This window comes from Cupriavidus sp. MP-37 (assembly GCF_020618415.1).
Lineage (GTDB): Bacteria > Pseudomonadota > Gammaproteobacteria > Burkholderiales > Burkholderiaceae > Cupriavidus.
In genome coordinates, this window is the sequence record NZ_CP085344.1 from 2,140,160 (window position 1) to 2,164,835 (window position 24,676).

Consider the following 24,676-nt stretch of genomic DNA (forward strand, 5'->3'; position numbering starts at 1 on the left):
CAATGTGTAAGCCCATGAATCGCCTTTGGCGTCTCGTCGTGCTGCTGACCCTGGCGCTGGCTTTGCCCCTGCGGGCTCAGGCCGGGCCGTTGGACAGCTGCTGTATCGCTGGCATCGCTCAAATGCCAGCACACATACCTGCTCAAGCGGCGCAAGCCAGTGTCGAGAGCGGCAGTCCCCATGACTGCGTCAGTCAATTCAGTTGCGCCGATGACCGACATGTCAGCGGCCCATCTCGTCTTCCCTGCACGATTTCCGCTTGTGCAATCCTCGCGGGCACGCCGTTGGCCACCGCCGCCGCCACGGATGCATGGACCAGCGTGTTGGTCGCGCATCCGGAGTTCGCATATCGCTCCGTCGTTCCGCCTCGCCTCGAGCGCCCGCCCAAACGGTTCTGTCTGTAGGGCGGTCCCGCACGGCAGGGTGCCGCACTGGGTGCCATCGCACCAACGTGCTCCTGTCTGATTTCGACATTTGCAGTGTCGCCTGCCGCTCGCTGGTGGGTTTAGGCGGCGCGCTGCATACCCAGAACGAGGAACATCATGAAATTCTTTCTTCACGCGCTAGGGGGCGCCGTCGCCCTGGGGCTCTCGCTGTCAGCGGTCGCCGGTCCGGACTGGTATGTGATCGAAAAGGCTCGTAATGCCAAGCGGGCTGAGGCGCAACAACAAAAACAGCAGACGGAGGACCACGCGGCGATGATGCAAAAGTGCCGCGAAATGTTGGGGCAGCCCAAGTAACCGAGCCTGGAAACCGGCGAGCTAGTTTGCGTGGCTCGCCGGAACGCTCCCCGGATGGGCTACCCCGTCTGCATTTGATCTGCGGCAAACGGCCGCGAGGGCAAAGTGCCGAAAGCGGCCAAACGCTGCTACCATTCGGCTCAAATCGGACATCTTCAACGTGCGTACCCGTTTTCGCCGGCTTTGGCTTGCCGCCTTCCTGCTGAGTACATTCCTGACAGTTCAGCTGGCAGCGGCCGCCTACGCCTGCGCGGGCAGCCGGTATTCGATGGACGGCATGGCGGACATGGCCGGGATGACGGAGTCCTGTCCCGAGATGACGCAGAAGGCCGAAGCGCCGGCTGCCCATGATGGCTTGTGCCTGGAGCACTGCCAGCTTGGCTCCAAGTCGGCCGACCACCCCAGCCCGCAGATTCCTGCGTTCCAGCCCGTGCTTGTCAATCTGGTTGAGCCGGCGATGGTGCCGATATTCGTCAGCCAGCGAGCGGTCTACGCCGACGCGGTGCCGCGCGCGCCCCCTCGCCCCCTGCCCATTCTCCACTGCTGTTTCCGAAACTAGCCTCCGAAGCAATGCTTGCTATCGTGCCCTGAAACCATGGTGTTCAGGGTGGTCGTTGCTTAGCGGAGGCTTTATGCATTTGCGTTTTCCCTTTGCGTATGGGTGCCATCTGACGCTCGCCCTTACGCTGTTCGCCGCTGCCCATCCCGGATGGGCGCAACCCGCGGCCGCACTCTCCTTGCAGGAAGCCGTGGCGCTCGCGTCTTCCCACTCGACGGATGCCGAAACATCGCACTCGGCGGTCCAGTCCGCCATCGAGATGGCGGTGGCTGGCCGGCAGTTACCTGACCCAGTCCTGAAGGTTGGCGTCAATAACGTGCCGGCGAACGGACCCGACCGGTTTTCCCTCGGCACGGAATCGATGACGATGCGCTCGATCAGCCTGATGCAGGAGTTCACGCGATCGGCCAAGCGTGAGGCTCGCGCCCAGCGCTTCGAAGCCGAGGCGTCTTCGGCAGAGGCCCAGCGTACGGCGGCGCTGGCGACGGTGCAGCGCGGCGCCGCGACGGCCTGGCTGGACCGCTGGAACGCCGAACGTGCCTACAGCGTGCTCAATGAGCAAGCGCAATCCATCAAGCTGATGGTAGACGCGGCGCAGGCCGCCTATCGCGGCAACCGCGGCTCCCGTGCCGACATCCTGGCCGCCGAACTGGAGCTCCGTCAACTGCAAGATCGCGAAGACGAGGCCCGCGCCGCACTGGTATCAGCCCGAGCGATGCTGCGACGCTGGGTGGGCGAGGCTGCAGAACTTCCCCTGGCCGAACCCCCTGGCTTTGAGGCGCCGGCCTGGCTCAATACCTTGGATGCCGGCGGCGTGGCGCAACTGCCGGAGGTGGCGGCGGCCGAGGCACAGGTTGGCGTCGCCGAGGCGGAAAGCCGGGTCGCTCGGGAGAACAAGATCCCGGATGTGAGCGTGGAACTGATGTACAGCCAGCGCGGCCCCGCCTACTCCAACATGGTTTCGCTCAACGTCTCACTGCCGCTTCCCTGGGACCAGAAGCATCGCCAGGATCGGGAACTGGCCGCAAAGCTTGCGCAGGCCGACGCCGCGCGCGCGCAAGCCGAAGTCGTACGCCGCGGCTTGCTCGGGCAGTTGCGCGGCAAGCAGGCAGAGCTGGCGCTCAGCCAGGCGCGGCTCGAGCGCTATCGGAGCACCACGGTGCCGCTGGCCAAGGCACAGACCGAAGCGGCCCTGACTGCCTATCGAGCGGGTGCCGGCACCCTGACCGCCGTGGCCGATGCCAGCCGCAAGGCGCTCAATATTTCGCTTGAGCGCCTCAAACTTGAGGCCGCCACCGCCCGACTCTGGGCGGACCTGACCTTCCTGATGCCGTTACCCACCGCAGTCCAGCCCACGTCACTGCAAGGAGCTCAACCATGAACAAGACCACGATTGCACGGACGGTGGCAGGCCTGATGGTGGTGGCAAGCGTTGGGGCTGCCTATTACCTCGGTCAACAGCAAGGGCGCCAGCAGTCGCCCGCGTCGGCAACCTCTGGCAGCAGCGCCAGCGGTGCCGCCCTCAAGGCTGGGGACATTGACCCGAAAACTGGCAAGCGCATTCTCTACTGGCACGACCCGATGGTGCCCGGACAGCGCTTTGACAAGCCGGGCAAGTCGCCGTACATGGATATGCCGTTGTCGCCGGTGTACGAAGAAGCCAGCGGCGGCGCGGCCGTCACCATCGACAGCCGCGTGACACAGAACCTTGGCATCCGCACGATCGAGGTGAAGACCGGCCGACTCGAGGCCGCACTTCAAGTGCCGGGCAATGTCGCGTTCAATGAACGCAGCATCGAAGTGCTGCAGGCCCGCACCAGCGGATTCGTGGAGCACGCGTACGCTCGGACCACCCTCGATCCGGTCAGCAAAGGTCAAGCGTTGGCGCAAATCTATGCGCCGGAATGGGTCGCGGCGCAGGAGGAATATCTGGCCGTGAGCCGGATGGACGGCAGCCTCCAGCGCGAGCTGCGCGAGGCCGCCATTGCGCGCATGCGTCAGGTGGGCATGACCGAGAGTCATATCCGGTTGGTGCAGTCCACCGGCAAACTGCAGCCGCGGCTGACGGTCACCAGTTCGGTCGACGGCATCGTCACCGAAATCGGTGCGCGCGATGGCATGACGGTTTCGCCGGGAACGACCCTGTTTCGCATTGCGAGCCTAGCAACCGTTTGGGTGATCGCCGAGGTGCCTGAGAGTCAGGCCGCCCCGTTGCGGCCCGGCCAGACCGTGTCGGCCACCGCGGCAGCCTTGCCCGGCCAGACGCTGTCGGGCAAGGTCGACGCCATCCTGCCAGATATCAGCGCCGGTACCCGCACGGTCAAGGTGCGCATCGAATTGCAGAACAAGGCCCGTCAGCTCTTGCCCGGCATGTTTGTCTCGGTGCGCTTTGACGCCGCTCCTGGGCCGGATCGCCTGCTCGTGCCCACCGAGGCGCTGATCCGTACCGGCACACGCACGGTCGCGATGGTGGCATCCGGCCAGGGCGGGTTCAGCCCCGTGGAGGTCAAGACCGGCGCGGCTGCAGGCGGCCAAACCGAAGTCATTGAGGGCCTCAAAGCGGGCCAGAAGGTGGTCGTGTCCGGACAGTTCCTGATCGACTCGGAGGCGAGCCTGCGCGGCACCGCGCAGCGCATGACCGCGCCCACGGCCGCCTCTGCAGCCGGCGCGTCGGCGCCTGGCGCCGCTGCAGCGCCCGGGCCGGAACATCAAGGCGTCGGCCGGATCGAGACCGTCACCGAGCAGAGCATGACGATCTCCCATGGCCCCATTCCGTCGGCGCAGTGGGGCGCCATGACGATGGAGTTTGCCGCGCCGCCAGCCGGCATGCCCAAGGGATTCAAGCCAGGGGATCAGGTCCGGTTCCGCTTCGGACTGGACAAGGACGGCGTGGCGACCCTGTCCGCGGTCGAGTCGGCCGCCGCCGTTGCAGGAGCGAAGCCATGATTGCCCGGCTCATCCTCGCCTCCATCCGCAATCGCTTCCTGGTGCTGCTCGCCACGGTCATGGTGACCGCCTGGGGGCTTTGGGCGGTACAGAGTACGCCGCTTGACGCGCTGCCAGACCTGTCCGACGTGCAAGTGATCATCCGCACGCCCTTCCCTGGCCAGGCGCCGCAGATCGTGGAAAACCAGGTGACCTATCCGCTCACCACGACCATGCTATCGGTGCCCGGCGCCAAGACCGTGCGCGGCTACTCGTTCTTCGGTGACTCCTATGTCTATGTGCTGTTCGAAGACGGCACGGACCTGTACTGGGCGCGCTCGCGCGTGCTCGAGTACCTGAATCAGGTGCAGTCGCGGCTGCCGGCGGCAGCCAAGCCCGCGCTCGGTCCCGATGCAACCGGCGTCGGCTGGATCTATGAGTATGCCTTGGTGGACAAGACCGGCCAGCATGACCTCAGCCAGCTACGGGGGCTGCAGGACTGGTTCCTGCGCTTCGAGCTCAAGTCCCTGCCCAACGTCGCCGAAGTGGCCTCGCTCGGCGGCATGGTCAAGCAATACCAGATCGTGCTGATGCCGGATCGACTGCGCGCCTATAACCTATCGCAGGCCAAGGTGCTGGCAGCGCTCAAGGGCGCCAACCAGGAAACCGGCGGCTCGGTGCTGGAGTTGGGCGAAGCGGAGTACATGGTGCGGGCGACCGGCTATCTGAAAACGCTGGACGACTTTCGCCAGATTCCGCTGGTCACCAGCGACGCCGGCATCCCGGTACGGCTGGGTGACGTTGCCACTGTGCAGCTCGGCCCCGAGATGCGGCGTGGCATTGCCGAGCTGAATGGCCAGGGCGAAGTGGCCGGCGGCGTCATCGTGCTGCGCTCGGGCAAGAACGCCCTGGAGACCATTGAAGCGGTCAAGGCCAAGCTCGCCACCCTACAGAAGAGCCTGCCCAAGGGCGTCGAGATCGTTACGACGTACGACCGCTCGGCACTGATCAAGCGGGCGGTGGCCAATCTCACCACCAAGCTGATCGAGGAATTTGCGGTCGTGGCGCTGGTCTGCCTGGTGTTCCTGTTTCACCTGCGCTCGGCGCTGGTGGCCATCGTCTCGCTACCGCTGGGCGTGCTGGCCGCCTTCCTGGTGATGCGCTACCAGGGCGTCAATGCCAACATCATGTCGCTGGGTGGGATTGCCATCGCCATCGGCGCGATGGTCGATGCCGCGGTGGTCATGATCGAGAACGCGCACAAGCATCTCGAGCACTGGCATGCCGACAATCCGCAGCGCGAACTCAGCGCCCATGAACACTGGCGCGTCATCGGCAAATCTGCCGCCGAGGTTGGGCCGGCCCTGTTCTTCTCGCTGCTGATCATCACGTTGTCGTTCATTCCGGTGTTCACGCTGGAGGCGCAGGAGGGCCGGCTCTTCTCGCCGCTGGCCTTCACCAAGACCTATTCCATGGCAGCCGCTGCCGGATTGTCCGTCACCTTGGTACCGGTGCTGATGGGTTACATGATCCGCGGAAAAATTCCGTCGGAGCAGGCCAATCCGCTCAATCGCTGGCTGATTCGCGGCTACCAGCCATTGCTCGGCAAGGTGCTCACGTATCCGAAGACCACGCTGGCGATCGCCGCCGTGCTGCTGATCGCCACCGCGTGGCCCATTATGCGCATTGGCGGCGAATTCATGCCGCCCCTGGATGAAGGCGATCTGCTCTACATGCCCTCTGCGTTGTCGGGCCTTTCCGCAGGCAAGGCCTCCCAGCTCCTGCAGCAGACTGATCGGCTCATCAAGACAGTGCCAGAGGTCGCGACGGTGTACGGCAAGGCGGGCCGCGCCGATACCGCCACCGATCCGGCGCCGATCGAGATGTTCGAGACCACCGTCCAGTTCAAGCCCAAGGACCAATGGCGTGCCGGCATGACCACCGACAAGCTGGTGGAGGAGCTCGATCGGGTCGTCAGGGTGCCAGGGCTGTCCAACATCTGGGTGCCACCGATCCGCAACCGCATCGACATGCTCGCCACCGGCATCAAAAGCCCGGTGGGGATCAAGGTCGCCGGTACGGACCTGAAGGAAATCGATCGACTGGCCACGCGCATCGAGGAGGCCGTCAAGTCGGTTCCCGGAGTCACCTCCGCGCTGGCCGAGCGGCTCACTGGCGGGCGGTACATCGACGTCGATATCGACCGGGCGGCTGCGGGCCGGTATGGCCTGAACATTGACGACGTTCAGGCGATCGTCTCGTCGGCCATCGGTGGCGAAAACGTCGGCGAAGTGGTCGACGGGCTTGCGCGCTTTCCGATCAATGTCAGGTATCCGCGCGACTATCGGGACTCCATCGAGCAACTGCGCAGACTACCGATCGTGACCGACAAGGGGCTGCAAATCACGCTGGCCGACGTTGCGCGCATCCAGGTTGTGCAAGGGCCGCCCATGTTGCGCAGTGAAAATGCGCGGCTCTCCGGGTGGATCTACGTCGACATTCGCGGCAGGGACCTGCGCTCTGCCGTGCAAGACATGCAGGTGGCAGTCGCCAGAGCCGTCCCGATGCCAGCCGGGTACTCCCTGAGCTGGTCGGGACAATTCGAGTATCTCGAGCGCGCCACCGCGAAGCTGAAGGTAGTGGTCCCGTTCACCCTGCTGATCATCTTCGTCTTGCTCTACCTGGTATTCGGCCGGCTGGATGAGGCGCTGCTCATCATGGGCACTCTACCGCTGGCCTTAATCGGCGGCTTCTGGCTACTCTATCTGCTGGGATACAACCTGTCGGTGGCCGGGATTGTCGGCTTCATTGCACTGGCCGGGGTCGCTGCGGAATTCGGCGTCATCATGCTGCTCTATCTGAAGCATGCCTGGCAGGAACGGCTCGAGGATGGGCAAAACAGTCTTGCGGCCCTGCTCGATGCCATCCAGGAAGGCGCCGTGCTGCGTGTGCGCCCGAAAGCGATGACCGTAGCTGTAATTCTGGCCGGCCTGCTTCCGATCATGTGGTCGCACGGAACCGGCTCAGAAGTGATGCAGCGCATCGCTGCACCGATGGTCGGCGGCATGGTGACGGCGCCGCTGCTGTCCATGTTTGTGGTCCCGGCGGTGTATCTGCTGCTACGCCGCCGTCAGATCAAGCAGGCTTCCCTTTCCCCCAACCTCACACCTCAGGAGGAATCACAATGAAACACCTCAAGACCTTCGCCGCCGCCCTGGCCATCATTGCCGCGCCGGCCGTGTTCGCCGCGGGTTCGATGGACGGCATGGACATGAAGGCGCCCGCCGCCTCGCAACAGGCAGCTCGGCCGGTGCCCGCAGAAATCAAGAAGATTGATGCGCAAACCGGGAAGGTCACGCTCAAGCACGGCCCGATCGAGAATCTGGGCATGCCCGGCATGACCATGGTGTTCCCGGTCAAGGATCGCGCCTCGCTTGGCAAGTTCAAGGAAGGCGATGCCGTGTCGGTGACATTCGACAAGGTGGATGGCGCGCCGACGGTCGTGGATATGCAGCGCAAGTAATCGCCCCATGCGCGCACGGGTTCGCCGCCGGCGGCCGTGCGCGTCACGGCATGGCCTAGCAACGTCACGCTGGCAGCCATGGGCGCCACTGCGCAACGATCCTGGCAAGCCAACTCCGAATCGAATCAGACCGTGCGCCACAACCCTTTTGATCTGCCCCACGATGTCCTCGTCGTCGTCCTGAGCTCACTGGCCATCCTCCTTTGTATGCTCGGACTGTTTGCTTGGTATCTGCGACGACGGCACGGCCCCCGGCGAATTCGCGACCAGCATGGCACGGTCTCGCGCAAGCGCACCAGGAAGTCGAGCAGACGGAGCAAATAGCGGTCGGAAAGGGGGCGTCCACTGGTTACCTCCTTGCAATGGCTCGCACGGCTGGGGGCTTCCATTCCGGTGCCCAGGCGCCGCTACGTTGCTTACCCGGACTAGCAACAGCTCAGACCGCCCATCATGCGCTGATGCATCAAAAGCATCCCTACCACACCAAGGATGGCAATCACGCCGACGGCGGCGCACACAATCAAGATGACTTTCCAAATTGACGATTTGTTCATACTCTCGCTCCTAGCGGCCTGTGTACGCTTTCGCGCCAATTGATGTGCCGCACCTGGTGCTGATCGTCGCCCCTGATTTCCTTGACAAGGATCTTTTGTATGACTGTTTGGTAAGCGGTCTTTTGAGGGCGTCCCTTGCGGCCGCCGGCGGTATCCGCTAGGCGTCTGAGGACTTGAGCGTCCAGGGCAGCAGAGCCTCGTAGTCGTCGGCGGTCTGTGCGTGTGGCAACGCCTTGAACAAGGCAACGAGATACTGATACGGATCGACGTCGTTGGCCTTGCAGGTTTCCACCAGTGAGTAAAGACTTGCGCTGGCGTTGGCACCGGCCACGGTGTCGCAGAAGAGGAAGTTTCTCCGTCCGATCACGAATGGCCTAATCGCGTTCTCGCAGGGATTGTTCGAGATCGGCCAAGTTCCGTTCTCGATGTAGCGCACGAGCTTTGGCCACTGCCCATGCAGGTAGTGCAGCGCCTTGCCGAACAGGCTTTGCGGCAGTACGGTATGCAGGTGTTGCAGCAGCATCGTTTCGATCTCGGCCAGCAGCGGCTGGCTTTGTTCGGCGCGAACTTGCTGCCGTTGTTCCGGCCTCATCTCGAGCGTGTGGCGTTCGATGGCAAACAGCTTGCCGATGCGCTGCAGGAATCCGGTGACCGTGTGGTCGGCGCGCTTGTCCTTGGGCAAGGCTTGCTCCGCCTCGACCAGGTAGCGCCGCGCGTGCGCCCAGCATCCGAGGTGCACCAACTGATAGGTGTTTGCGACGTCGTCGTATGGTGCATAGCCGTCGGTCATCAACACCGACCCAGGCTTGATGCCGGCATAGAGAGCCGTAGCCTGCTTTGTCTCGCGTGTGGGGCTATAGGCAAACAACCGTACCGGCGGGCCCGTGCCATTCATCTGCGCCCATAGGAAGCTCTTTCTCTGGGCAGGCCTGCCGGACTCCTTGAGCACCTGTACCGTTGTCTCATCACCGTACACGACGTCTGCTTCCAGCAGATGGTCACGCAGCAGGTTGATGATTGGCTGCACCGCTTGGCCTACTCGCACTATGCTTGCGGCCAGGGTGCCGCGAGAGAGGTCCCCGCCGAAGCGATGCAGCAGCGCTGCCTGGCGGTACAGCGGCAGGCCATCCTGATACTTCGAGGTGATGCACCAGGCCAGCGCCGATTCGGTAAGGAGTCCCTTGGGAATAATGCGTGCCGGTGCCGGCGTCGTCTTGATGCCGCCGTCGCAGCATGGGCAGGCGTACTTGACCCGCTGGTGCTGGATCACGCGGACCTGTTGCGGCACGATGTCGAGCTGTTCGCTGACCTCAACGGCAATCTCGACCAGAGTCTGGCCATCGAGGGGGCAGACGCGTTCCGATTCGGGTAGTTCGTGACGAACCTCGACACGGGGCAGCGCCGGGTCGAGCGGCTTACGGCCACGCTTCTTGCGTGTGTGCCCGGCCACTTCGGTCTCGGGCGTACCTTCTTCTTCCTGCGCCGGCTGCGCGGCCGCTGCCGCCATGGCTTCGGCCTCATTGAGGAACAAGTCCTTCTGCTCCGAGCCTCGCGCCTCGCTCTTGGCGGCGAACAGCTTACGCTGGAACGCCTTGAGCTGTTCCAAGAGCAGGTCTCGCTGGACCGTCATCACACGCAGCTCGCCCTTGATTGCCTCGCGTTCCGCGAGTATTGCCTTGAGCTCGCGCTCGGCGTCTCGCAACAGTTGCAGCTCGGCGGCGGTAACGGTGACGGGCGTGGATGGCATGGCGGGTTAGACCGCTGCCGCCAAGCAGCGTTCACGCAGCGCGATGGTATTCTCGGTGCGGGTGCCGGCGCATCGCCTCGATGTCGATTCCCTCGAGCAGCCAGTGCAACTGTTCGACCGTCAGCGTGGCCACCGACGCCTCGCGTGGCCAAGCAAACCGGTCCGCCTCCAATCGCTTCAACAGTAGCCAGAAGCCGTTGCGATCCCAGCCGAGAATCTTGATGCGATCGGCCCGCTGGTTGCGGAACACAAATACAGCAGATGCAAACGGATCCAGCCCGAGCGCCTGCTCGACCAGCAGTGCCAGGCCGTTGATGTTCTTACGGAAGTCCACAGCGTCGCGATGCAGGTACACCCGCAGCCCAGCGTCGAGGCGGAACATCAATGGCCTCCATTCAGGGCTTCGATCATTGCCCTTACGAGCGCCACGTGTCGCTCGTCGCATTCGAGCTCGAGTGATACCCCGTTGGGTAGCTTCGCGCTCAAGAGTGCCAGCGGTAGCGCTCGCTGCGGTGGCGAATCGGCAGTCGCTGAGGCCGCTTCGCGGCGAGGCACCACGACCTTTGCAGGTGTCTCGATCGGCCGCGAATCCAGAACCTCCTGGACAACCGGCACGAATGCCGGCAATGCACCTCGCGCCTGCGCTGAATCTCGGTACTCCCGAATCCATTTGCGCAACTGATTAGCGTTGATGCCAGCCTTGAGAGCCGTGCCCGAAACCGATGCTCCCGATTGAAGGCAGAACTCAATCAGACGCCGCTTGGCCGCTGGCTCGTAGTCGCGCTTCCCATTGGAGCGGACTCGCACCGCCTGCAGCGGAAATAGGTCAATCTCGTCTTGGATCATGTTTGCGTCCGCAAAGTCTTTGCGGACGCAAGCCTGCCAACGTTCAGCCTTCAATACCAGACGTCGTCAATTGAGCGCTTACACTGTTTGCCTGGTATCCGCGACGCCCACAAGCCCGACCGAAGGCTGCCCAATCAATGCGGCGCCGACTCACTGGCGCGCACCAGAAAGTCAGAAAAATAGCTGCAATTTCCTACACCAACCTCGACTGTACACATCTGATGATGTCCGAGCTTGTTCGCCTGCCATGCCCGACAGGCAATGTACTGCCAGTTGATCGCATCGCTGCAAGCGGAAAAAGTGCGCCGAAGGGCCTAATGGACGCGGCTAAGTTGCTCCGGCTATCGTACTGACTTTTGTCCTGCTGCTTCGTCGGAACCGGCCTCACATGCGCCGTCTCGACGCGCAAGCGACCTAGCCGAGTCAGCTATCGTCGCGAGGGCGAAGCGGCTCCAGCGGGCGCAGCGCTTGAACGGCGCGCTTGAGCAGCAAGATCCAGTCATCCAACTCCTCTATGATGGCCTCGGTTTCGTCCACGAGGGTCGGGCCAGTGGTTGGATACGACAATGCGGCGCCGTTGATCAGAGTATGTGCCATGCCGTGCAAGCGCAGCAGATCGTCGCGCAGTCCGGCTGGCTCACAGCAACGCGCGCGGATCGCATCGAGTTGTTCCACCACGCGCAGGATGGTGGTCGTGTCGAACGTGTCCCGAAGCGCTTGCAACGCCTCAGCGTCGACCCTGCCGTAAGGTGTATCGGTATCAGGCATGGCGAGGCTTGCGGACGGAATGGGCGGGAGCGGCAAAGAGGCTGTCGCGAATCCAGGCTTCCGGCACCCGCTCCAGGTTGAGTTTATAGTCGCCGAAGCGCTTGATGTTGCTAGTGAGGTAGGGACTCAGGAAGCCGATGTCGGCCACGTCGACTTTGATCCCTTCCTTCACCATCGCGCGCAGGGCCTGCATCATGTCCGCCGTGTTCTGAAGAATCACGGCCGAGGCGATCAAGTCGTTGTAGCGCAGACGCTTCTGCTGCTCATCGGGATCGTTCTCGGCCAGCACATCGCCGCCGAACGAGAACCATTTGGCAAAGCCATTGTAGGACTCGATCTTGTTGGTGGTGGCGGTGATCTCCTGGCGCAACTCGCGGCTGCCAATCCATTCGAGCAGGAACGCCGTGCGCACGACCTTGCCGAGTTCCTGCGCCGCCAGAAACAGGCGGTTGCGGCGGCTTTCCGAGCCGAACCGGCGCAGCAGGAGCGGCGAGGAGATTGTTCCGGCCTGAATCGATAGCGCCACCTGCATCAGGTCCTTCCAGTGGAAGGCGATCAGGTCCCAGTCCACGGTGTCCGAGAACAGCCGGTCGATGTGCTTGTATTTGATGTTCGCATCGGCACGGTAAAGCTTCAGATCCTGCCAATTGCGGATGCGCGGCATCAGGTTGATGCCCAGCAGATGCGTGAAGGCGAACACCGCGGCCGACTGACCCTGGGTGTCGGCATGCACGGTATCGGCCTCGACGCTCAAGCCGGCCTTGAGCAGACCCTCGATCACGTAGATGGCTTCCCACACGCCGGGCGGAATGAAATGCCGGAACACCGCGATGTAGTTGTCGGCCACATGCCGGTAGGCCACCGCGCCCATCTTGCGGTACCGAAAGTGGTAGCCGGCCAGGAGGTTGTTGTCGTAGAAGTCGTACTGGGTGCCGTCAGCCGCGACGGTCTTGCCATCCCCCCAGTGCTTGGGCAGGTCGAGCCGCAGATACAGCTCGATCAATTCCCGCTGCGCGGTTTCGAGACGCTCCAGGCTCAGATGCCGGCGGTTGACGAACGACATCATGTGCGGCGTGACCCGTTCCCCCATATGGCGGGCCGCCTGGGTGGGTCCCAGGTTGCAGCCCATGGCGAAGATGGTCAGCAGGTAGCGCTCGGCCGCATTGCGGATCTTCGGGTCGCTGCCGGAGAGCGGGCCGAAGTGCCGTGTGAAGCGGGTCCAGTGCTCGATGTTGGCCAGCACGTCCAGCAGGTTGCGCGTCGGCATACGTCGGATCAGCGCCTGCTGCAAGGCAACGGCGCTGGCCGGAATCTCCCGGGCGACGGTGCGCTTGAGCACCGGCTCGCCATCCTGGCCGATGGTGACGTGCTGGCGCTTGTCGGGAAAACCGGCATCCAGCGTGCGCGCCGTGTCGGCGAGCCACTGGCGCAGATACACCACGAAGTCCTGCGCGTTGGCTGGCATGTCCAGCTTGGCGCAGTATTCCGGCAGGCGCCGTTCGCATTCGCGCCAGGGCAGCAGGTGCGCACGGTAATCGGCAAAGGCATCCGAACCCACCACGCACAAGTCGCCGGATCGCAGCTCGTTGACCATATGCGACAGCACACAAAGTTCCAGATAACGGCGGTTGGTGGGCGCGCCCTGGTCGTGGGGGCGGCGCACCAGCTTGCGCCAACGCTCCGAGGCGAAGCTGACATCGACCTCGTCGGCGATCCATTCGCGGTGCAGGGATTCGTTGTCCAGCACCACCTCCAGCGCTGCCAGCAGGGTGCGAGACTGGCTGGTCGACTCCCATTCCAGCACCTGTGCCAGACGGAGCATCACCGAGCGGTGCGCCCGGAAATGCCGCCATAGCAGCGGCAGGTAGTTGTTGCCGCTGAAGGCCCGCACCTCCGCGCAACTCTCGCGCAGCGGCTCCAGATCGCCGGACGGCGCGAGGAAGCGGCGCACCTGCCGGCCTATCAGCGCGTCGTCCTGGCCATCGGCGACGATATCGACCACGCCGTCGAGCACAGTGACGAGTTTCTCCATCTGCGCGCGCTGACGCGACTGGATGCGCTCCATCTCGTCGCGCGCCCGCTTGTGGATCGCGCCCATGCGACGGATGAACATCTCCGCGAGGTCGTCGCGGGTGCGCACGCGCATATGATTGAGCAAGGCGACGATCAGCGTGTAGCGCTTCTCAGGCAGGATCTCCCGTAGATTGGCCGCGTCCAGGCTCATGGCCTGGCTGGCCAGCGAGCGCAGCTTCGAGGCAGGTACGCCTGCGATTGCTCGAGAGAAATCGCCAAAACCGTCCAGTAAGGTCAGGTGTTCTATGAGTAAGTTGAGATGCTTGCGTGATGGACGGCGCGCGTGGCGCTTGATGTTGTTGTAGGCGGTCAGGCGGTTGGTGAATTCCCGGGTGAGAAGCCGGTCCAGCCGCTGCTGATCCTCATCCGACAAGCGCCTTGCGACGCGTCGAAACAGCGCGGTCTGCGTGCGGCTGTGAATCTGCTCGGCAATGTTGACCAGGGTGGAAAACGCTGGCAGCTCGACCTGGTGCAGGATCAGCGCATCGATCGTGGCGTTGATGATGTCCACCTGCTGGTCCATCGTTTCCGCGGCTTCGCGCGCGGCGCGGATCGTGACCTCGTTGGCATCGGTGCCAATATAGGGCTGGACGCCGAGAAATTCGCGCACCGCCGTGTAATGCCGGTACAGCGTGGGGGACAGCTTGCGGTCATAGCCAAACGCGGCATCTGACGCCAGACCAGCGCTGGCGCGCACGTGGTCGATCACGACGACGGGAATGCTGTCCAGGTTGGGGAAGTAATGCAGTTGCTGGAAGACCTTCAGCAGCACCAGCAAGCCAAGTCGCGGACCTTGTCCACGGGTTGAGCGGGTGGCCCACTCCAGTTCCTCGGCATCCGGCGTGTAGCACGCCTGCAGCTCCTTGGTGGAGAAAACCTTCGGGAAACGCGGGTAGGCGGTACGCTCGACGGTGGCCATACAGGATCTCGGCAATCTCTGAAGGGCCAGCCAGTCTAGCCGAGAACGGTGGCAAAATTCTAGACCAGCGTTATAACTAACCTGAATGTTTTTGCTTGTCTATATAACCTCAGGGATTATGATAGCCGATTGCCCGCATCTTGGCACGACCCGCATCATGGTCACACCATGGGTGGTGGAGGAGGCGATCAGGACATGCACCGTTCGATGGCGCCTGGCATGAACAACATGATGTCGATGCAGTCGACCGGTGACATTGATCGCGACTTCGCAAACATGATGAAGATGCACCATCAGATGGCGATCGATATGGCGAGAACGGAAGCGGAAAAGGGTAAATCGCCTGAGATGAAAAGGATGGCCGACGATATCATCAAGGAGTCTCAACGCGATATCAGAAAGATCGACCAATGGCTGGAGCAGAGGAAATAGCGGTAAAACGAACCGGCTATTGGCATCCGGTTCCGGAATGCGCGGTTGCTTGCGCCCCGGCCAATCCTCAGTGAAGTGAACCCTGTACCCGGAGAATGGAAATGTCGACGCAAAACGCTAACGAGTCCCTCCGGGACAGCCAATCACCGCTATTCCAACTGAGCGACTATCTCGCTCGTCGAGTTGCTATAAGGGCAATCGGTCTGGGCTTGGTGATGGCATTGATCCCTCCGCTGTCCCACGGGTCGCAGCCGGGCAGAGGGATCACTGCGGGCTTCGAAGTCCGACTGATTCAATTGATTATTGACCATCACTATTCCGCATTGCGGATGACGGAGTTGGCGGCAGGTACCGACCCACAACGCACCGGCAACCTTACGCCCGACGAAGGCACGTCGCCAACGCCTGGCTACCCGGTCACCCGCCCGAAGTCTTCCCTTGATGAAGTGAAGTCAATGGCGAGGATGGAGAATCGCTCGCAGCGCGAAGAGATCGCACATCTGCGCGTGTTGTTGCGGCAATGGTACGGCATCGACTATGAACCTCGTGTGCGACAGGAACAGCAGCAAATGCTGGCTTTTTTGGACAACGCGCAACCCGGTAGGCAATTCGACCATGTTTTTCTGGAAGTCTTCAGCCGCCATCACTACACGTTGCTCCAACCGTTGAACGCATGTATCACCGGGGCGGACCGGCGCCATGATGAGCTGATCCGCCTTTGCACCCAGATGTGGCACGTCCAGACAGCGGCCGTCGACGAGATGCGACAGCTGCTTGAACGCCATTTCCACATTGCCGACTATCAGCCCTTCAGCGTAGACCGCCCACTGCACGGGCAAGCGGGTAGCCCGAGAGGGCAGCATAGCGGAGGAGACTAGTCCCAAGCGGGGACCAACAGGGCCACGGTCGAGGAGGCACTAGTGCCCCAACACGTAAACCGACCGTGGCTACAGCAGTCACTTTACTTGACGAACGCCGCGCATCGAGTGTGCGCCCACGCCCATTGTTGTCTGGCCAAGCCACGGTGTCATGCGCGCGCCACCAGCGGCTCATCGAAACCGCTCGGTGCAACGGCGTGTCGGTAGGCAAGGTCGCCAGCCGGATGGCCAAGCTCGATGTAGGTGCAACCCGGCGGGCATTGCTGTAGGACCGCGCGTGGAACTGGGTTAGCGACGCAATGCGGCCCGATTCAAGCAGTGGCGCATCGGGGAGAATGCAGATGACCGATTTTGTGTTCGACTGAGGAGCGTGCGAGCAAATCTTGCCGCTCGAGCCGGTGATCGCATTGCGTGTCCCGCGTGCGGCTCGACCGAAGGCAAAATAAGAATGCCGACTGGCCCTTTGGCGCACTTGTCGACTGGGTCTTTGGCCAAGCCCGTGGGCTCACGGACTGCAGCGCCCACTAGGATTGCTGACGGCTCCATTCGATGGCAGAATTCCCCCGCCCGCACCCCAATGCGGACATTGGCGCGACGCTCCCAGAAAGCTCGCGCTTTTTTTTGCGCCAGCTCAAGGCCGTCATGACGGGGCTTGGCGATCGGCCTGCTCCTGGTCGTCGCGTTCGTATGGCAATCCGTCAGGGGAAAAACTGGCGAACTTCTGCACGACACCGGCAAGCGAGCGCCGTGCAGGTCGGATCCGCAATTCGTCGCCGATGCGCTCGATCTCCAGTTCGATATCCGTATCCTCGTATGCAAGCGCGGCCGGAATACAAACCGCGAACGCGTCGCCATACTTGAAGGCTCTCGTGATGGCCATTTTTCCTCCGACGGTCGTCACGTTGCAAGCGACCGGGCTTAGCGCTGCGCACAATAACCGGCAGCTGCTTCGCCGGTGACGGCAGCCCGCGACGCACCTAAGGCGAAGAAGGTAACAGAGTCTCAGCGATCCAGCCAAGCCGTGCACGGCCGCGCCCGGTTCACTGCAGTGGGGTAGCTCCGCCTAAGGTGAACGTCATCAGCCCCTCATCGAGCGCCTTTTTGATGCAGCCAATCAATTGGCCTGAGGCCTGCGGCGTCAAGCTCAACACGGTGGGCAGCCCCTCCACCTGGCCAGAGACGCCCATGACGATATTGATGTCGACGCGGTCACCTTTCAGCGTCACGCTCAACGGCCCATCAACAGGAATGGTCAACGAGCGGTTTTGCGCCGCGGCGTCTTCGGCCCGCTGCTGTGCGCTCGCGTCATTGTTGTCTTCGGCCACTTGATGTCCTGGTTGATTATAGGGAAATGCCGTAACGCCACGCCACGCCCTGGTCCGGCACCGCGCATAACGGGAAGAATCCGGCGTTGCGCGCCATTATGCCCCGCCGAAACGTTGACGATGGAGGCATCCTGTGGGCGAGCCGTGAGGGCGCTGGGACATGTCTTATTTGTATCTAGTCATGGCAGTCCTCGGCCTTGACCGAACACCACCGCTGAAAAAGACGCCCGCCGCAGCGGGCGCTACGCCGGGTCGGGAATCCGGCGAAATCGATCGTCCGGTGAACACGGCGCGCTAGCGACGGTCCGAAAAGGGGCCTGAGTGTGCTGTCAGGCGCTGCAGCAGCACGGCGTCCTCCAACGGCGCCGGCGCTGGCTCCAGGTGCAACACCGGGGCGTCGGGAAATATCGCCGCGATCAGATCGGTCGGCATCGGTTCGGTGGGCAACGGGCCCAGTTGCAAGACCCGGCTGCCTTGTACTTCCGCCACCATCCAGCCTTCTGGTACATGGTAGAGGGCGGCAATCAACGGGTCGTCGGCTCGGTCGGTCATCGCACACATGAAAGTGGGCACGGCAGCGATTGTAGAGTCCAGTCGCCATAAAGTGCCAGAGACGGTACATAATCGGCGTCGGGAAAACCACACTGTCCCGCGCAATGAATCTGGCCCGACTTGAGGCAACTCTGCTCCTGCTGCACACGCAGGCGGCCGCACAACGCCGTCGCCTATTCAGGCAACGCTGGCGCCCTGGCCGCATTTGTGTGGCGCATGCGAACAGCGTGCTGTGGCGCTTGCATGCCCGTATCGCCCTGCTCGAGCGCTACCTGGCGAGCGCGAAGGCACAACGCCAATCCGACGAGCGAGCGTGGATTTGCCGCCCATGGCTACGGTGTAGCGAATGGGCAACCCGCGGACGACAACGATGACCTCAGCTCCAGACACCGCCATTGCCCCCTTGCCGCCGCAGCCGATGACGGCTGCCCGCTTTTCGCCGGCCGCGTTGATGGTCCCGCTTGCCTTGATGCTGGTGGCCGCGATCACGGCGCTGACAGCCACCGCACTCCTGCAGATGCGCCGGGACGCGCTCGCCAGCGCCCGGGAGGCGTCAGCCAATCTTGCTTTGACTCTGGAGCGCAGCATCGCGCGCAACCTCCAGTTGCACGAGGCCTCGATGCGCCATGCGCTCGATGCCATGCGCAATCCGGCCGTCATGGCGTTGGCCCCGTCGCTGCGCCAGCGCGTGCTGTTCGGTGCGTTCAACGAAGGCGAAGACATCGGCGCACTGCTGGTGGCCGACGCACAAGGGCGCCTGATCCTCGATTCCCGGCACTGGCCGCCGCGCGCGGTGAACCTGGCCGATCGCGACTACTTCATCGCGCAACGAGACCTGGGGCAGTCCGCGGTCTACTTGAGCCGGCCGTTCCAGCCTCGCTTAGTCCCCGACAACCCGACATCGATCGCACTGAGTCTGCGCGTGCCGGGCCCCGACGGCCAATTCGCGGGCATCGTGGCCAGCACGCTGCGGCTGGAGTATTTCCGCAAGCTGTTCGCTGGCGTGGCCCTGGGCGAAGGCGGCGCGCTGGCGTTGATGCGCCATGACGGCACCATCCTCATGCGCCGGCCCCTGGATGCCAGCCTGATCGGCCGCACGGTGCCGACCACGCCCGCGTTTGCCCCCATGCTTCGTGAACCGCATGGCGAACTGATTGCGGCAGGCACAGTCGACGGCATACGGCGCCTGTACAGCTTCCGCCGGGTCGATGGTTTTCCGCTGACGATTGTGGTGGGGCGTGCGATGGACGACGTGCTGGCCGTCTGGCGCACGCGAGCGTGGTGGTTTGCCGGGCTGGTGATGGCGATGAACCTGGCCATCGTGACACTGGCCATCTCGCTGGCACGGCAATGGCGGCGACGCCTCGCGGTCGAAGCGCACCTGCGCTGGCTGGCGGACACTGACGGCTTGACCGGCCTGGGCAGCCGCCGCGCCCTGGATGAAATCGCCGACCGCGAATGGCGCCGCAGCCGGCGCGAGGTGCGGCCGCTGTCGCTGTTGATGATCGACGTGGACTATTTCAAGCAGTTCAACGACCGCTACGGCCATGTGGCTGGCGATGATGCGCTCGCCGCCGTGGGCAAATGCGTTCGCCAGCAGTTGCGCCGTGCGGGCGACTACGCGGGCCGCTATGGCGGGGAGGAATTTGCCGTGTTGCTGCCCGGCACTGACGCGGCGCGCGCAGCGGCCATCGCAGAAGCCGTACGGGCGTCGGTGCTTGCGCTCGGCATAGAGAACGCGGGAAGCCCCTTTGGCCGAATCAGCGTCAGCGTTGGCGTGGTGACTGAAGGCAATGGTAGCGCATCGCCCGTCTATCCGGACCTGCGGGCGTTCTTTCGTGCAGCCGACGAGGCGTTGTACCGGGCCAAGCGCGCCGGCCGCAACCGCGTGTTGAGCTTGCGCGCTGCCGATTCACCAGCATGATCGGCTAGTGGCCGCACCCATCAGGGAGGCTCCTTGCCGATGGGCGGGCCGAAATCCACCTCCCCATGGAAATTCTCAGGCGTGATGCCAGCTTGCAGCCCATCGAGGTCGTACTGCGCCTCGCGCAGCGGCTCGATGACAATGTGCTCTCCGCGTACGTCAACGGCCGCATTCACGCGCAAGTTAGCCGCTTCCATGATCGCGGCCGGGATGCGCACTGATGCGCTATTCCCCACTTCTTTCCTCCCTCACAGGCTCTCGCCGCGTTTTACTTCAATGGTCCAGGGGCAAAAACGCGTGGTGTAGGGCGATGGCCTCGGATGGCGGGGTTCGCGCATGCCGACTTTGCCACGTTTGCCCCTCAATGATCATGGCTGGCGCTAGGCGGTCCGCGTGGCGCGAGACACGGGACAAGTAGGCGTTGACGCCGCGCACCGCCGCTGCACAGGTGCCCGAGAGCACATAGCCAACCATGAAACCGACCGCGTGGTTCCCACCATACTTGCCGGCAGCGAATCGATCGACGCCTTCGATCACGTACTCGCGACACAAATGCGTATTCGATCCGGCGATCCGCTTGCATTCGATGATGGCATGGGGATCGTGCTCCTGCGTGCGCAAGAACACTTCGATTAAAACCAGCGGAATGTCGGTGCGCCCATCCGGCAGCACCACGCTGGGCGTCGAGCGCGACTCGGTGCCCGGCAGCACGACCAACTGCAAGGGCGAGTTCTTCAGTGCATGGCGCATGCCATCGCGCAAGCGCTCGGTCATCAGTACCTCACCTGCGTCGGTGTTCACGTCTGCGGCCGCACACGCGTGCTGCCAACCTGCTGCCACCGTCACCAAGATAGCAGCCACCACCTCGGGAGCCAGTTCGATGAACTGCCTGCCAAGGGCCGATGACGTCTCATAAGGAATCCTCAAGCGCGCCCCCCTACAAAACTCTCCGCCACAACGGCATCGGCATCCTCCAATGCGGCAATGTCCATCCAGTGACGGCGCGCTGCCGGCTTGATGATGACCACCTCGTTGCGCCCGTGCACGCGCAGTTCTCGCTCGGCACTGACTGCCGTGGCAATTTTCACTTGCAGACGATTGCCGATTCCCGCCAGCACGTCGCGCAACTTCCCGCCCGGACGGATCATGGACACGCTGCTCTTTCCCGGCCCCTCCTCCAAAATGAAGCGCACGACGCGAAGCGCGGCCTCCTTCGGCAGATCGATAATCTCTGCGCGCATATGCCGCTTCTTGCGCACAGAAAGCCACGCGTCCATGACGGACAGGAAGGTCCCTGCATACGAGGTCACTTCCACGTTACTGTCCGATGGCGCCATGGCGGCTTCACGCCCCTGCTCCCATTGCCAGCCCGCACGCAATAGTCCGTCTTGGATCACTACGCGGTCGGCCTGCCCTAGCTCATACAAATCGAACACGGCATCATCCAAGGCCTTCCAGTCTTCGGCCTGGACTTCGCGTTCGCGCAATGCCCGTGCGAGCACCAGAAGCCGCTGGCCTGCGGCCGAACTGACGGCGGACGAGAGCTCCGGCACCGGCAGCATCTCAACGTCTCGAATCAGCAGCTTTCGCTTGTAGACGCCGAACTCGGAAGCAGTCAGGCCGAAGAACCACGAAGCCAATGCGGAACTCAGAATCATGGCGAGCAGATCGGCCACCGGCTTCTGGCGCGCAGGCAATGACGCTGCGAAAAATGCGTCGGTGAAGATCAGATCCTGTTCAGCCACCGCCACGATCGCCCTTGGCTGAGCGAGCAGCATCTCCTTGACGATCAGCAGGGGCGCCCGATAGATTTGGCGTGCGCGCGGTCGTTGCGCCTTGGCATGGTGGTATCTCGCAAGACCGTCGGCAATCTGGAAGTGCCGCATATCACGGGTCTGCAGCAGCCCCAATCCGTTGAGCTCGCTGGCATCGAGCGTCCAGTTTTCCCGTTTGCCTTGGGTCAGCCCATCTCGGAATTTGGCATTCAGGACGGCAAGCCGCTCCCCCAGACTGCCATGCGTCATCGTCAGCTCATCGAGCAACATCAGATCCCGGCGACGCCCCACCGCGGCCGCTTTGAGCTTCAGGGGCTGCTTTTCGATTTCACCTAGGGTGAGCTTGAGGATGTCACTTGGAGCGACTTCGAACGAATGAGTTTTCGCGCCGCTGGGTGTCCATGGAATCTGCACGACGGTGATCTGATCGGCCCGCTGCTCGGACCGATGACGGGCGAAAAGCACCACTGCCGGCATCGTGGCGGTGGCGAACAGCCAGCTGCACAAGTTCGATAAATTGACCAGCGTCACCGGCGCCAGCATGCGCATGACATGGTGGGCCGCCTTCATTCCCGTGCCACTGCGGCTGAAGAACGGCGTGGCGCTCAGAATCACGCCAAAGCGAGTCTGCGCATGCGAAAACTCGGCCGCCCGCAGTACAAAGTCCAGGCCCTCTCCCCGCGGCTGCGTGGGTACCCCGGTGGTCATCGCTTGGCGCCGTGCCTGCGTACCGGATTGTCCCTTGAAGCTCCAGGGGGGATTGCCAACAATCAGGTCGAACTGCCTGAGCCCCGTCGACGTGGTTAGCACCGCCTTGCCGTCGCCTTGCCGTTCGATGGTCCTGGCATCGCCCACGAGCAACGTTCTGCCAATCAACGGCTCGAATTTGAGCGACTGTGATGGCTGCGGATCCGGATCGAGTTCGAGCGCGGCCAGGTACAGGCTGAAGGCGGCCACCCGGATCGCGGCTTCGCTGATGTCCACACCATGCACTTGTCCATAGAGGGTGGAGCGAATCAACTCCCGCGTGGGCGGTTTGCCACCGGCGCGCAGATACACTAGGCGCCGCAGTGCTTCGACTAGGAAGACCCCTGACCCGCAGGTCAGATCGAGCACCGATTCCCGTCCCGTCAGGCCATCCATGACCTCGTCGAGAATCAGCGACACGACTGACAGGCGCGTGTAGTGCACGCCGTTGCGCAATGCCTCCGATTTCTGCCCGTTCGCGTCCGGATCGGCATGCGCGAACTGTTCATAAATCGAACTGATCAGTTCGACCGGGATGACGTCGAACTGATACGGGAAGAATGTAAGCTGGCCAGTTTGCGGATCGACCGCTTCGAGGAACTCGGCGACGCGCTGCAAATGCTGAGCGGCCGGCGTCGTTCTCACCGACGACGGCGGGAACATGTCCCCGTTAAAGGTTTGCGCCAACCACTGAAACAGCTTGGTTGTAGCACTGCGGTCGCGCAGAATCGCCGGCAGCGCCGTGTAGCCGCACACGCGCCGCAGGCGCGCGGCACTGACGATGCCGCGGTCAATCAGGTATTGGGTAAAGATCACCCGTCCGATCAGCGCTTGCGCCGCGCTGCGTACCAGATTGCCGGCGACCAAATCCCGTTCGAGAAAGGCCAGGTCCGAAAGCAGCTTCTGGTCGACACCGGTCTTGCGATCCACCGCCGGTACTTGCGCCCAGAACTGACCGGTTTCAATCGCCAGTCGCCCGGCCAGTTCGTCCAGTCGATGCAGGGAGTCTTCGATCGTTTCGAAGCGCCCGATCAAGTGCTTTTGCGCGTCGCCCTCCTGCAGCGGGGTACCAAAGCCGTTGTACAAGTCGATGCGCTGGGGGGAAACGACCCACAGCAGTGGCGAAAATCCTTCGTTCCATACTTCACGCCGCCATTGGCTGACAACGTCATCGGTCGGGGGAGTCGCCTCGAACTTGAAGTAGACCGTCAGCGCCGAGGCGCTACGCCATGATGCATCCGGCACGAAGGCGCGGCCGCGCCGGGAAGCCTGGGCATCGCGGCCCAGTCGCAGGCCGGCTGCGGGTTGTCCGTCGGGAAGAAAACCCGTTGCCGCAAGAACGTGCTCTAGCGTTGCCGATATCACGCCCGGCTCCGTACGGCTTCGGGTGGAAAGGGAAGCGCAGCTTGCGCCGGCGCGCTCATCGCGGGCAACACCTGTTGTTGCAAGCGGGCAATCAACGGATCGAGCGCAACCACCAGTGTCGGTTCCGTCAGTACGTCTTTGCCGCTCCACGAATCGGCCCCATGCAGGCTGGCCGTGGTCGGTGTGACCAGCACGATGGCGCCTTCCATCAGTGGCGCGCTTGCGGCGAGCACCCGGAACAACGCATCCACACCGACACTGACCGAACCGATGTGAACGCCCAATGAACTAACCAACGCCTGGGTGACGGACAAACCGAGCAAGTCGGCGAAGCTAAAGCGGGCCGCTTTCCCCGTCTTCGAAGCGAGGTAGGGGATGGCCTTGCGCCAATGCCTGACGGTTTCCGTCGACACCCCGGTGAGGGTACGCATTTGATCCTGCGTGAACTGAATAGCGGTAACAGTCGGCATTCGCGTTGCTAACAACATAAATATGCGTTGATTCTCCCATGTACTTCCGTTTGAGGCAACGGCATACTGCGATAACAATCGCGGCACGACGGAGTTCCATGCGGGCGACGCTGGAATGACAAGACATCTACTAGGCCACAGCCGGCGCTTGACACGGCCGGCTTGGTCTTCGACGGCGCGGTCACCCTCGCTCTGCTGGTTTCCTTGGAGACCGGGGGCAATCTTGCGCTGACGCTCGAGCGCAGCATCTCCCGCACCCTGCAGGTGCATGACTTGCGATCGCCGGCGTCGCAACTTCGTTGCAGGAACCCGCTGTCGTGTCGCTGCCCGCCTCCTGCGGGAGCGCGCCCTCTTCGACTTCGCCATCAATGCCCAGGACACGGGATCATTGTTCGTCAGCGATGCGCAAGGCAAACTTGCGCTTTGACTCGCAGCAGTGGCCGTCAAGTCGCTCTACGTCGCACATCGCGATTACTTTTCAGGCGCGCCACTGGGATTACGCCGGGCTGTATATCAGCCGGCCGTTTCAAGGGCGCCTGCAGCCGAGCGATAAA

General features: G+C 63.0%; 22 protein-coding genes. 9 read left to right on the plus strand and 13 right to left on the minus strand.

Going from position 1 to position 24,676, the window contains the following annotated elements:
- Positions 1–542: 542 nt before the first annotated feature.
- The 6 genes from LIN44_RS09995 (at position 543) to LIN44_RS10020 (ending at position 7,747) form a co-directional block, all read left to right on the plus strand.
- Complete coding sequence (locus tag LIN44_RS09995; protein WP_053821766.1) at positions 543–740, plus strand: hypothetical protein; 198 nt, start codon at positions 543–545, stop codon at positions 738–740.
- Between the two features lie 160 nt (positions 741–900).
- Positions 901–1,299 carry a copper resistance protein gene (locus tag LIN44_RS10000; protein WP_116359814.1) on the plus strand — a complete coding sequence of 133 codons (399 nt, stop codon included), beginning with the start codon at positions 901–903 and terminating at the stop codon, positions 1,297–1,299.
- Positions 1,300–1,372: 73 nt separating this feature from the next.
- Complete coding sequence (locus tag LIN44_RS10005; RefSeq protein ID WP_116359813.1) at positions 1,373–2,680, plus strand: TolC family protein; 1,308 nt, start codon at positions 1,373–1,375, stop codon at positions 2,678–2,680.
- Positions 2,677–4,245, plus strand: coding sequence for an efflux RND transporter periplasmic adaptor subunit (locus tag LIN44_RS10010; RefSeq protein ID WP_053821765.1), 1,569 nt, complete (start codon positions 2,677–2,679; stop codon positions 4,243–4,245). Before LIN44_RS10005 ends, LIN44_RS10010 begins: the two co-directional genes overlap by 4 nt.
- Positions 4,242–7,412 carry an efflux RND transporter permease subunit gene (locus LIN44_RS10015; protein ID WP_116359812.1) on the plus strand — a complete coding sequence of 1,057 codons (3,171 nt, stop codon included), beginning with the start codon at positions 4,242–4,244 and terminating at the stop codon, positions 7,410–7,412. Before LIN44_RS10010 ends, LIN44_RS10015 begins: the two co-directional genes overlap by 4 nt.
- Positions 7,409–7,747, plus strand: coding sequence for a copper-binding protein (locus tag LIN44_RS10020; protein ID WP_227311960.1), 339 nt, complete (start codon positions 7,409–7,411; stop codon positions 7,745–7,747). Before LIN44_RS10015 ends, LIN44_RS10020 begins: the two co-directional genes overlap by 4 nt.
- Positions 7,748–8,172: 425 nt before the next feature.
- On the opposite strand, the gene LIN44_RS27550 is transcribed toward LIN44_RS10020, so the two are convergent.
- From LIN44_RS27550 to LIN44_RS10045, 6 genes are all read right to left on the minus strand, one after another.
- Complete coding sequence (locus LIN44_RS27550) at positions 8,173–8,301, minus strand: hypothetical protein (protein ID WP_255637895.1); 129 nt, start codon at positions 8,299–8,301, stop codon at positions 8,173–8,175.
- Positions 8,302–8,458: 157 nt separating this feature from the next.
- Positions 8,459–10,048, minus strand: coding sequence for an IS66 family transposase (locus LIN44_RS10025; RefSeq protein ID WP_034021473.1), 1,590 nt, complete (start codon positions 10,046–10,048; stop codon positions 8,459–8,461).
- Between the two features lie 31 nt (positions 10,049–10,079).
- Positions 10,080–10,430, minus strand: coding sequence for an IS66 family insertion sequence element accessory protein TnpB (tnpB, locus tag LIN44_RS10030; RefSeq protein WP_017514072.1), 351 nt, complete (start codon positions 10,428–10,430; stop codon positions 10,080–10,082).
- Complete coding sequence (locus tag LIN44_RS10035) at positions 10,430–10,894, minus strand: transposase (RefSeq protein ID WP_017514071.1); 465 nt, start codon at positions 10,892–10,894, stop codon at positions 10,430–10,432. The genes tnpB and LIN44_RS10035 overlap by 1 nt, the downstream gene beginning before the upstream one ends.
- 423 nt (positions 10,895–11,317) lie before the next feature.
- Positions 11,318–11,662 carry a Tn3 family transposase post-transcriptional regulator TnpC gene (gene tnpC / locus LIN44_RS10040; RefSeq protein ID WP_053821762.1) on the minus strand — a complete coding sequence of 115 codons (345 nt, stop codon included), beginning with the start codon at positions 11,660–11,662 and terminating at the stop codon, positions 11,318–11,320.
- A complete protein-coding gene (locus LIN44_RS10045) occupies positions 11,655–14,654 on the minus strand; it encodes a Tn3 family transposase (protein ID WP_116359811.1) in 3,000 nt (999 codons plus the stop codon). The genes tnpC and LIN44_RS10045 overlap by 8 nt, the downstream gene beginning before the upstream one ends.
- A gap of 195 nt (positions 14,655–14,849) precedes the next feature.
- Between LIN44_RS10045 and LIN44_RS10050 the strand changes: the two genes are divergently transcribed.
- Together LIN44_RS10050 and LIN44_RS10055 are read left to right on the plus strand one after the other, a co-directional pair.
- Positions 14,850–15,086, plus strand: coding sequence for a DUF305 domain-containing protein (locus LIN44_RS10050; RefSeq protein WP_232346781.1), 237 nt, complete (start codon positions 14,850–14,852; stop codon positions 15,084–15,086).
- A 101-nt stretch (positions 15,087–15,187) separates the two neighbouring features.
- The gene (locus LIN44_RS10055) at positions 15,188–15,964 is read left to right on the plus strand and encodes a DUF305 domain-containing protein (protein ID WP_223819833.1); all 777 of its coding nucleotides are present in this window, start codon (positions 15,188–15,190) and stop codon (positions 15,962–15,964) included.
- A gap of 640 nt (positions 15,965–16,604) precedes the next feature.
- On the opposite strand, the gene LIN44_RS10060 is transcribed toward LIN44_RS10055, so the two are convergent.
- The 3 genes from LIN44_RS10060 to LIN44_RS10070 all read right to left on the minus strand — a co-directional run bounded on the left by LIN44_RS10060 (position 16,605) and on the right by LIN44_RS10070 (position 17,841).
- Positions 16,605–16,844: an AbrB family transcriptional regulator gene (locus LIN44_RS10060; RefSeq protein ID WP_116359809.1), complete on the minus strand. Its 240-nt coding sequence runs from the start codon at positions 16,842–16,844 to the stop codon at positions 16,605–16,607.
- 160 nt (positions 16,845–17,004) lie between these two features.
- Positions 17,005–17,289: a hypothetical protein gene (locus tag LIN44_RS10065; RefSeq protein ID WP_116359808.1), complete on the minus strand. Its 285-nt coding sequence runs from the start codon at positions 17,287–17,289 to the stop codon at positions 17,005–17,007.
- A gap of 294 nt (positions 17,290–17,583) precedes the next feature.
- On the minus strand, positions 17,584–17,841 hold the full coding sequence (locus LIN44_RS10070; RefSeq protein ID WP_147310448.1) for a hypothetical protein: 258 nt from the start codon (positions 17,839–17,841) through the stop codon (positions 17,584–17,586).
- 370 nt (positions 17,842–18,211) lie between these two features.
- Between LIN44_RS10070 and LIN44_RS10075 the strand changes: the two genes are divergently transcribed.
- Positions 18,212–19,765, plus strand: coding sequence for a diguanylate cyclase (locus LIN44_RS10075; RefSeq protein WP_223819832.1), 1,554 nt, complete (start codon positions 18,212–18,214; stop codon positions 19,763–19,765).
- A 20-nt stretch (positions 19,766–19,785) separates the two neighbouring features.
- Here the strand turns inward: LIN44_RS10075 and LIN44_RS10080 are convergent, their stop codons facing one another.
- The 4 genes from LIN44_RS10080 to LIN44_RS10095 form a co-directional block, all read right to left on the minus strand.
- The gene (locus LIN44_RS10080) at positions 19,786–19,962 is read right to left on the minus strand and encodes a PbsX family transcriptional regulator (RefSeq protein WP_223129713.1); all 177 of its coding nucleotides are present in this window, start codon (positions 19,960–19,962) and stop codon (positions 19,786–19,788) included.
- A 76-nt stretch (positions 19,963–20,038) separates the two neighbouring features.
- On the minus strand, positions 20,039–20,692 hold the full coding sequence (locus tag LIN44_RS10085; protein ID WP_223819830.1) for a hypothetical protein: 654 nt from the start codon (positions 20,690–20,692) through the stop codon (positions 20,039–20,041).
- Positions 20,689–23,652: a class I SAM-dependent DNA methyltransferase gene (locus LIN44_RS10090; RefSeq protein ID WP_116359805.1), complete on the minus strand. Its 2,964-nt coding sequence runs from the start codon at positions 23,650–23,652 to the stop codon at positions 20,689–20,691. The genes LIN44_RS10085 and LIN44_RS10090 overlap by 4 nt, the downstream gene beginning before the upstream one ends.
- Positions 23,649–24,083: a hypothetical protein gene (locus LIN44_RS10095; RefSeq protein ID WP_227311961.1), complete on the minus strand. Its 435-nt coding sequence runs from the start codon at positions 24,081–24,083 to the stop codon at positions 23,649–23,651. The genes LIN44_RS10090 and LIN44_RS10095 overlap by 4 nt, the downstream gene beginning before the upstream one ends.
- Positions 24,084–24,676: the final 593 nt, after the last annotated feature.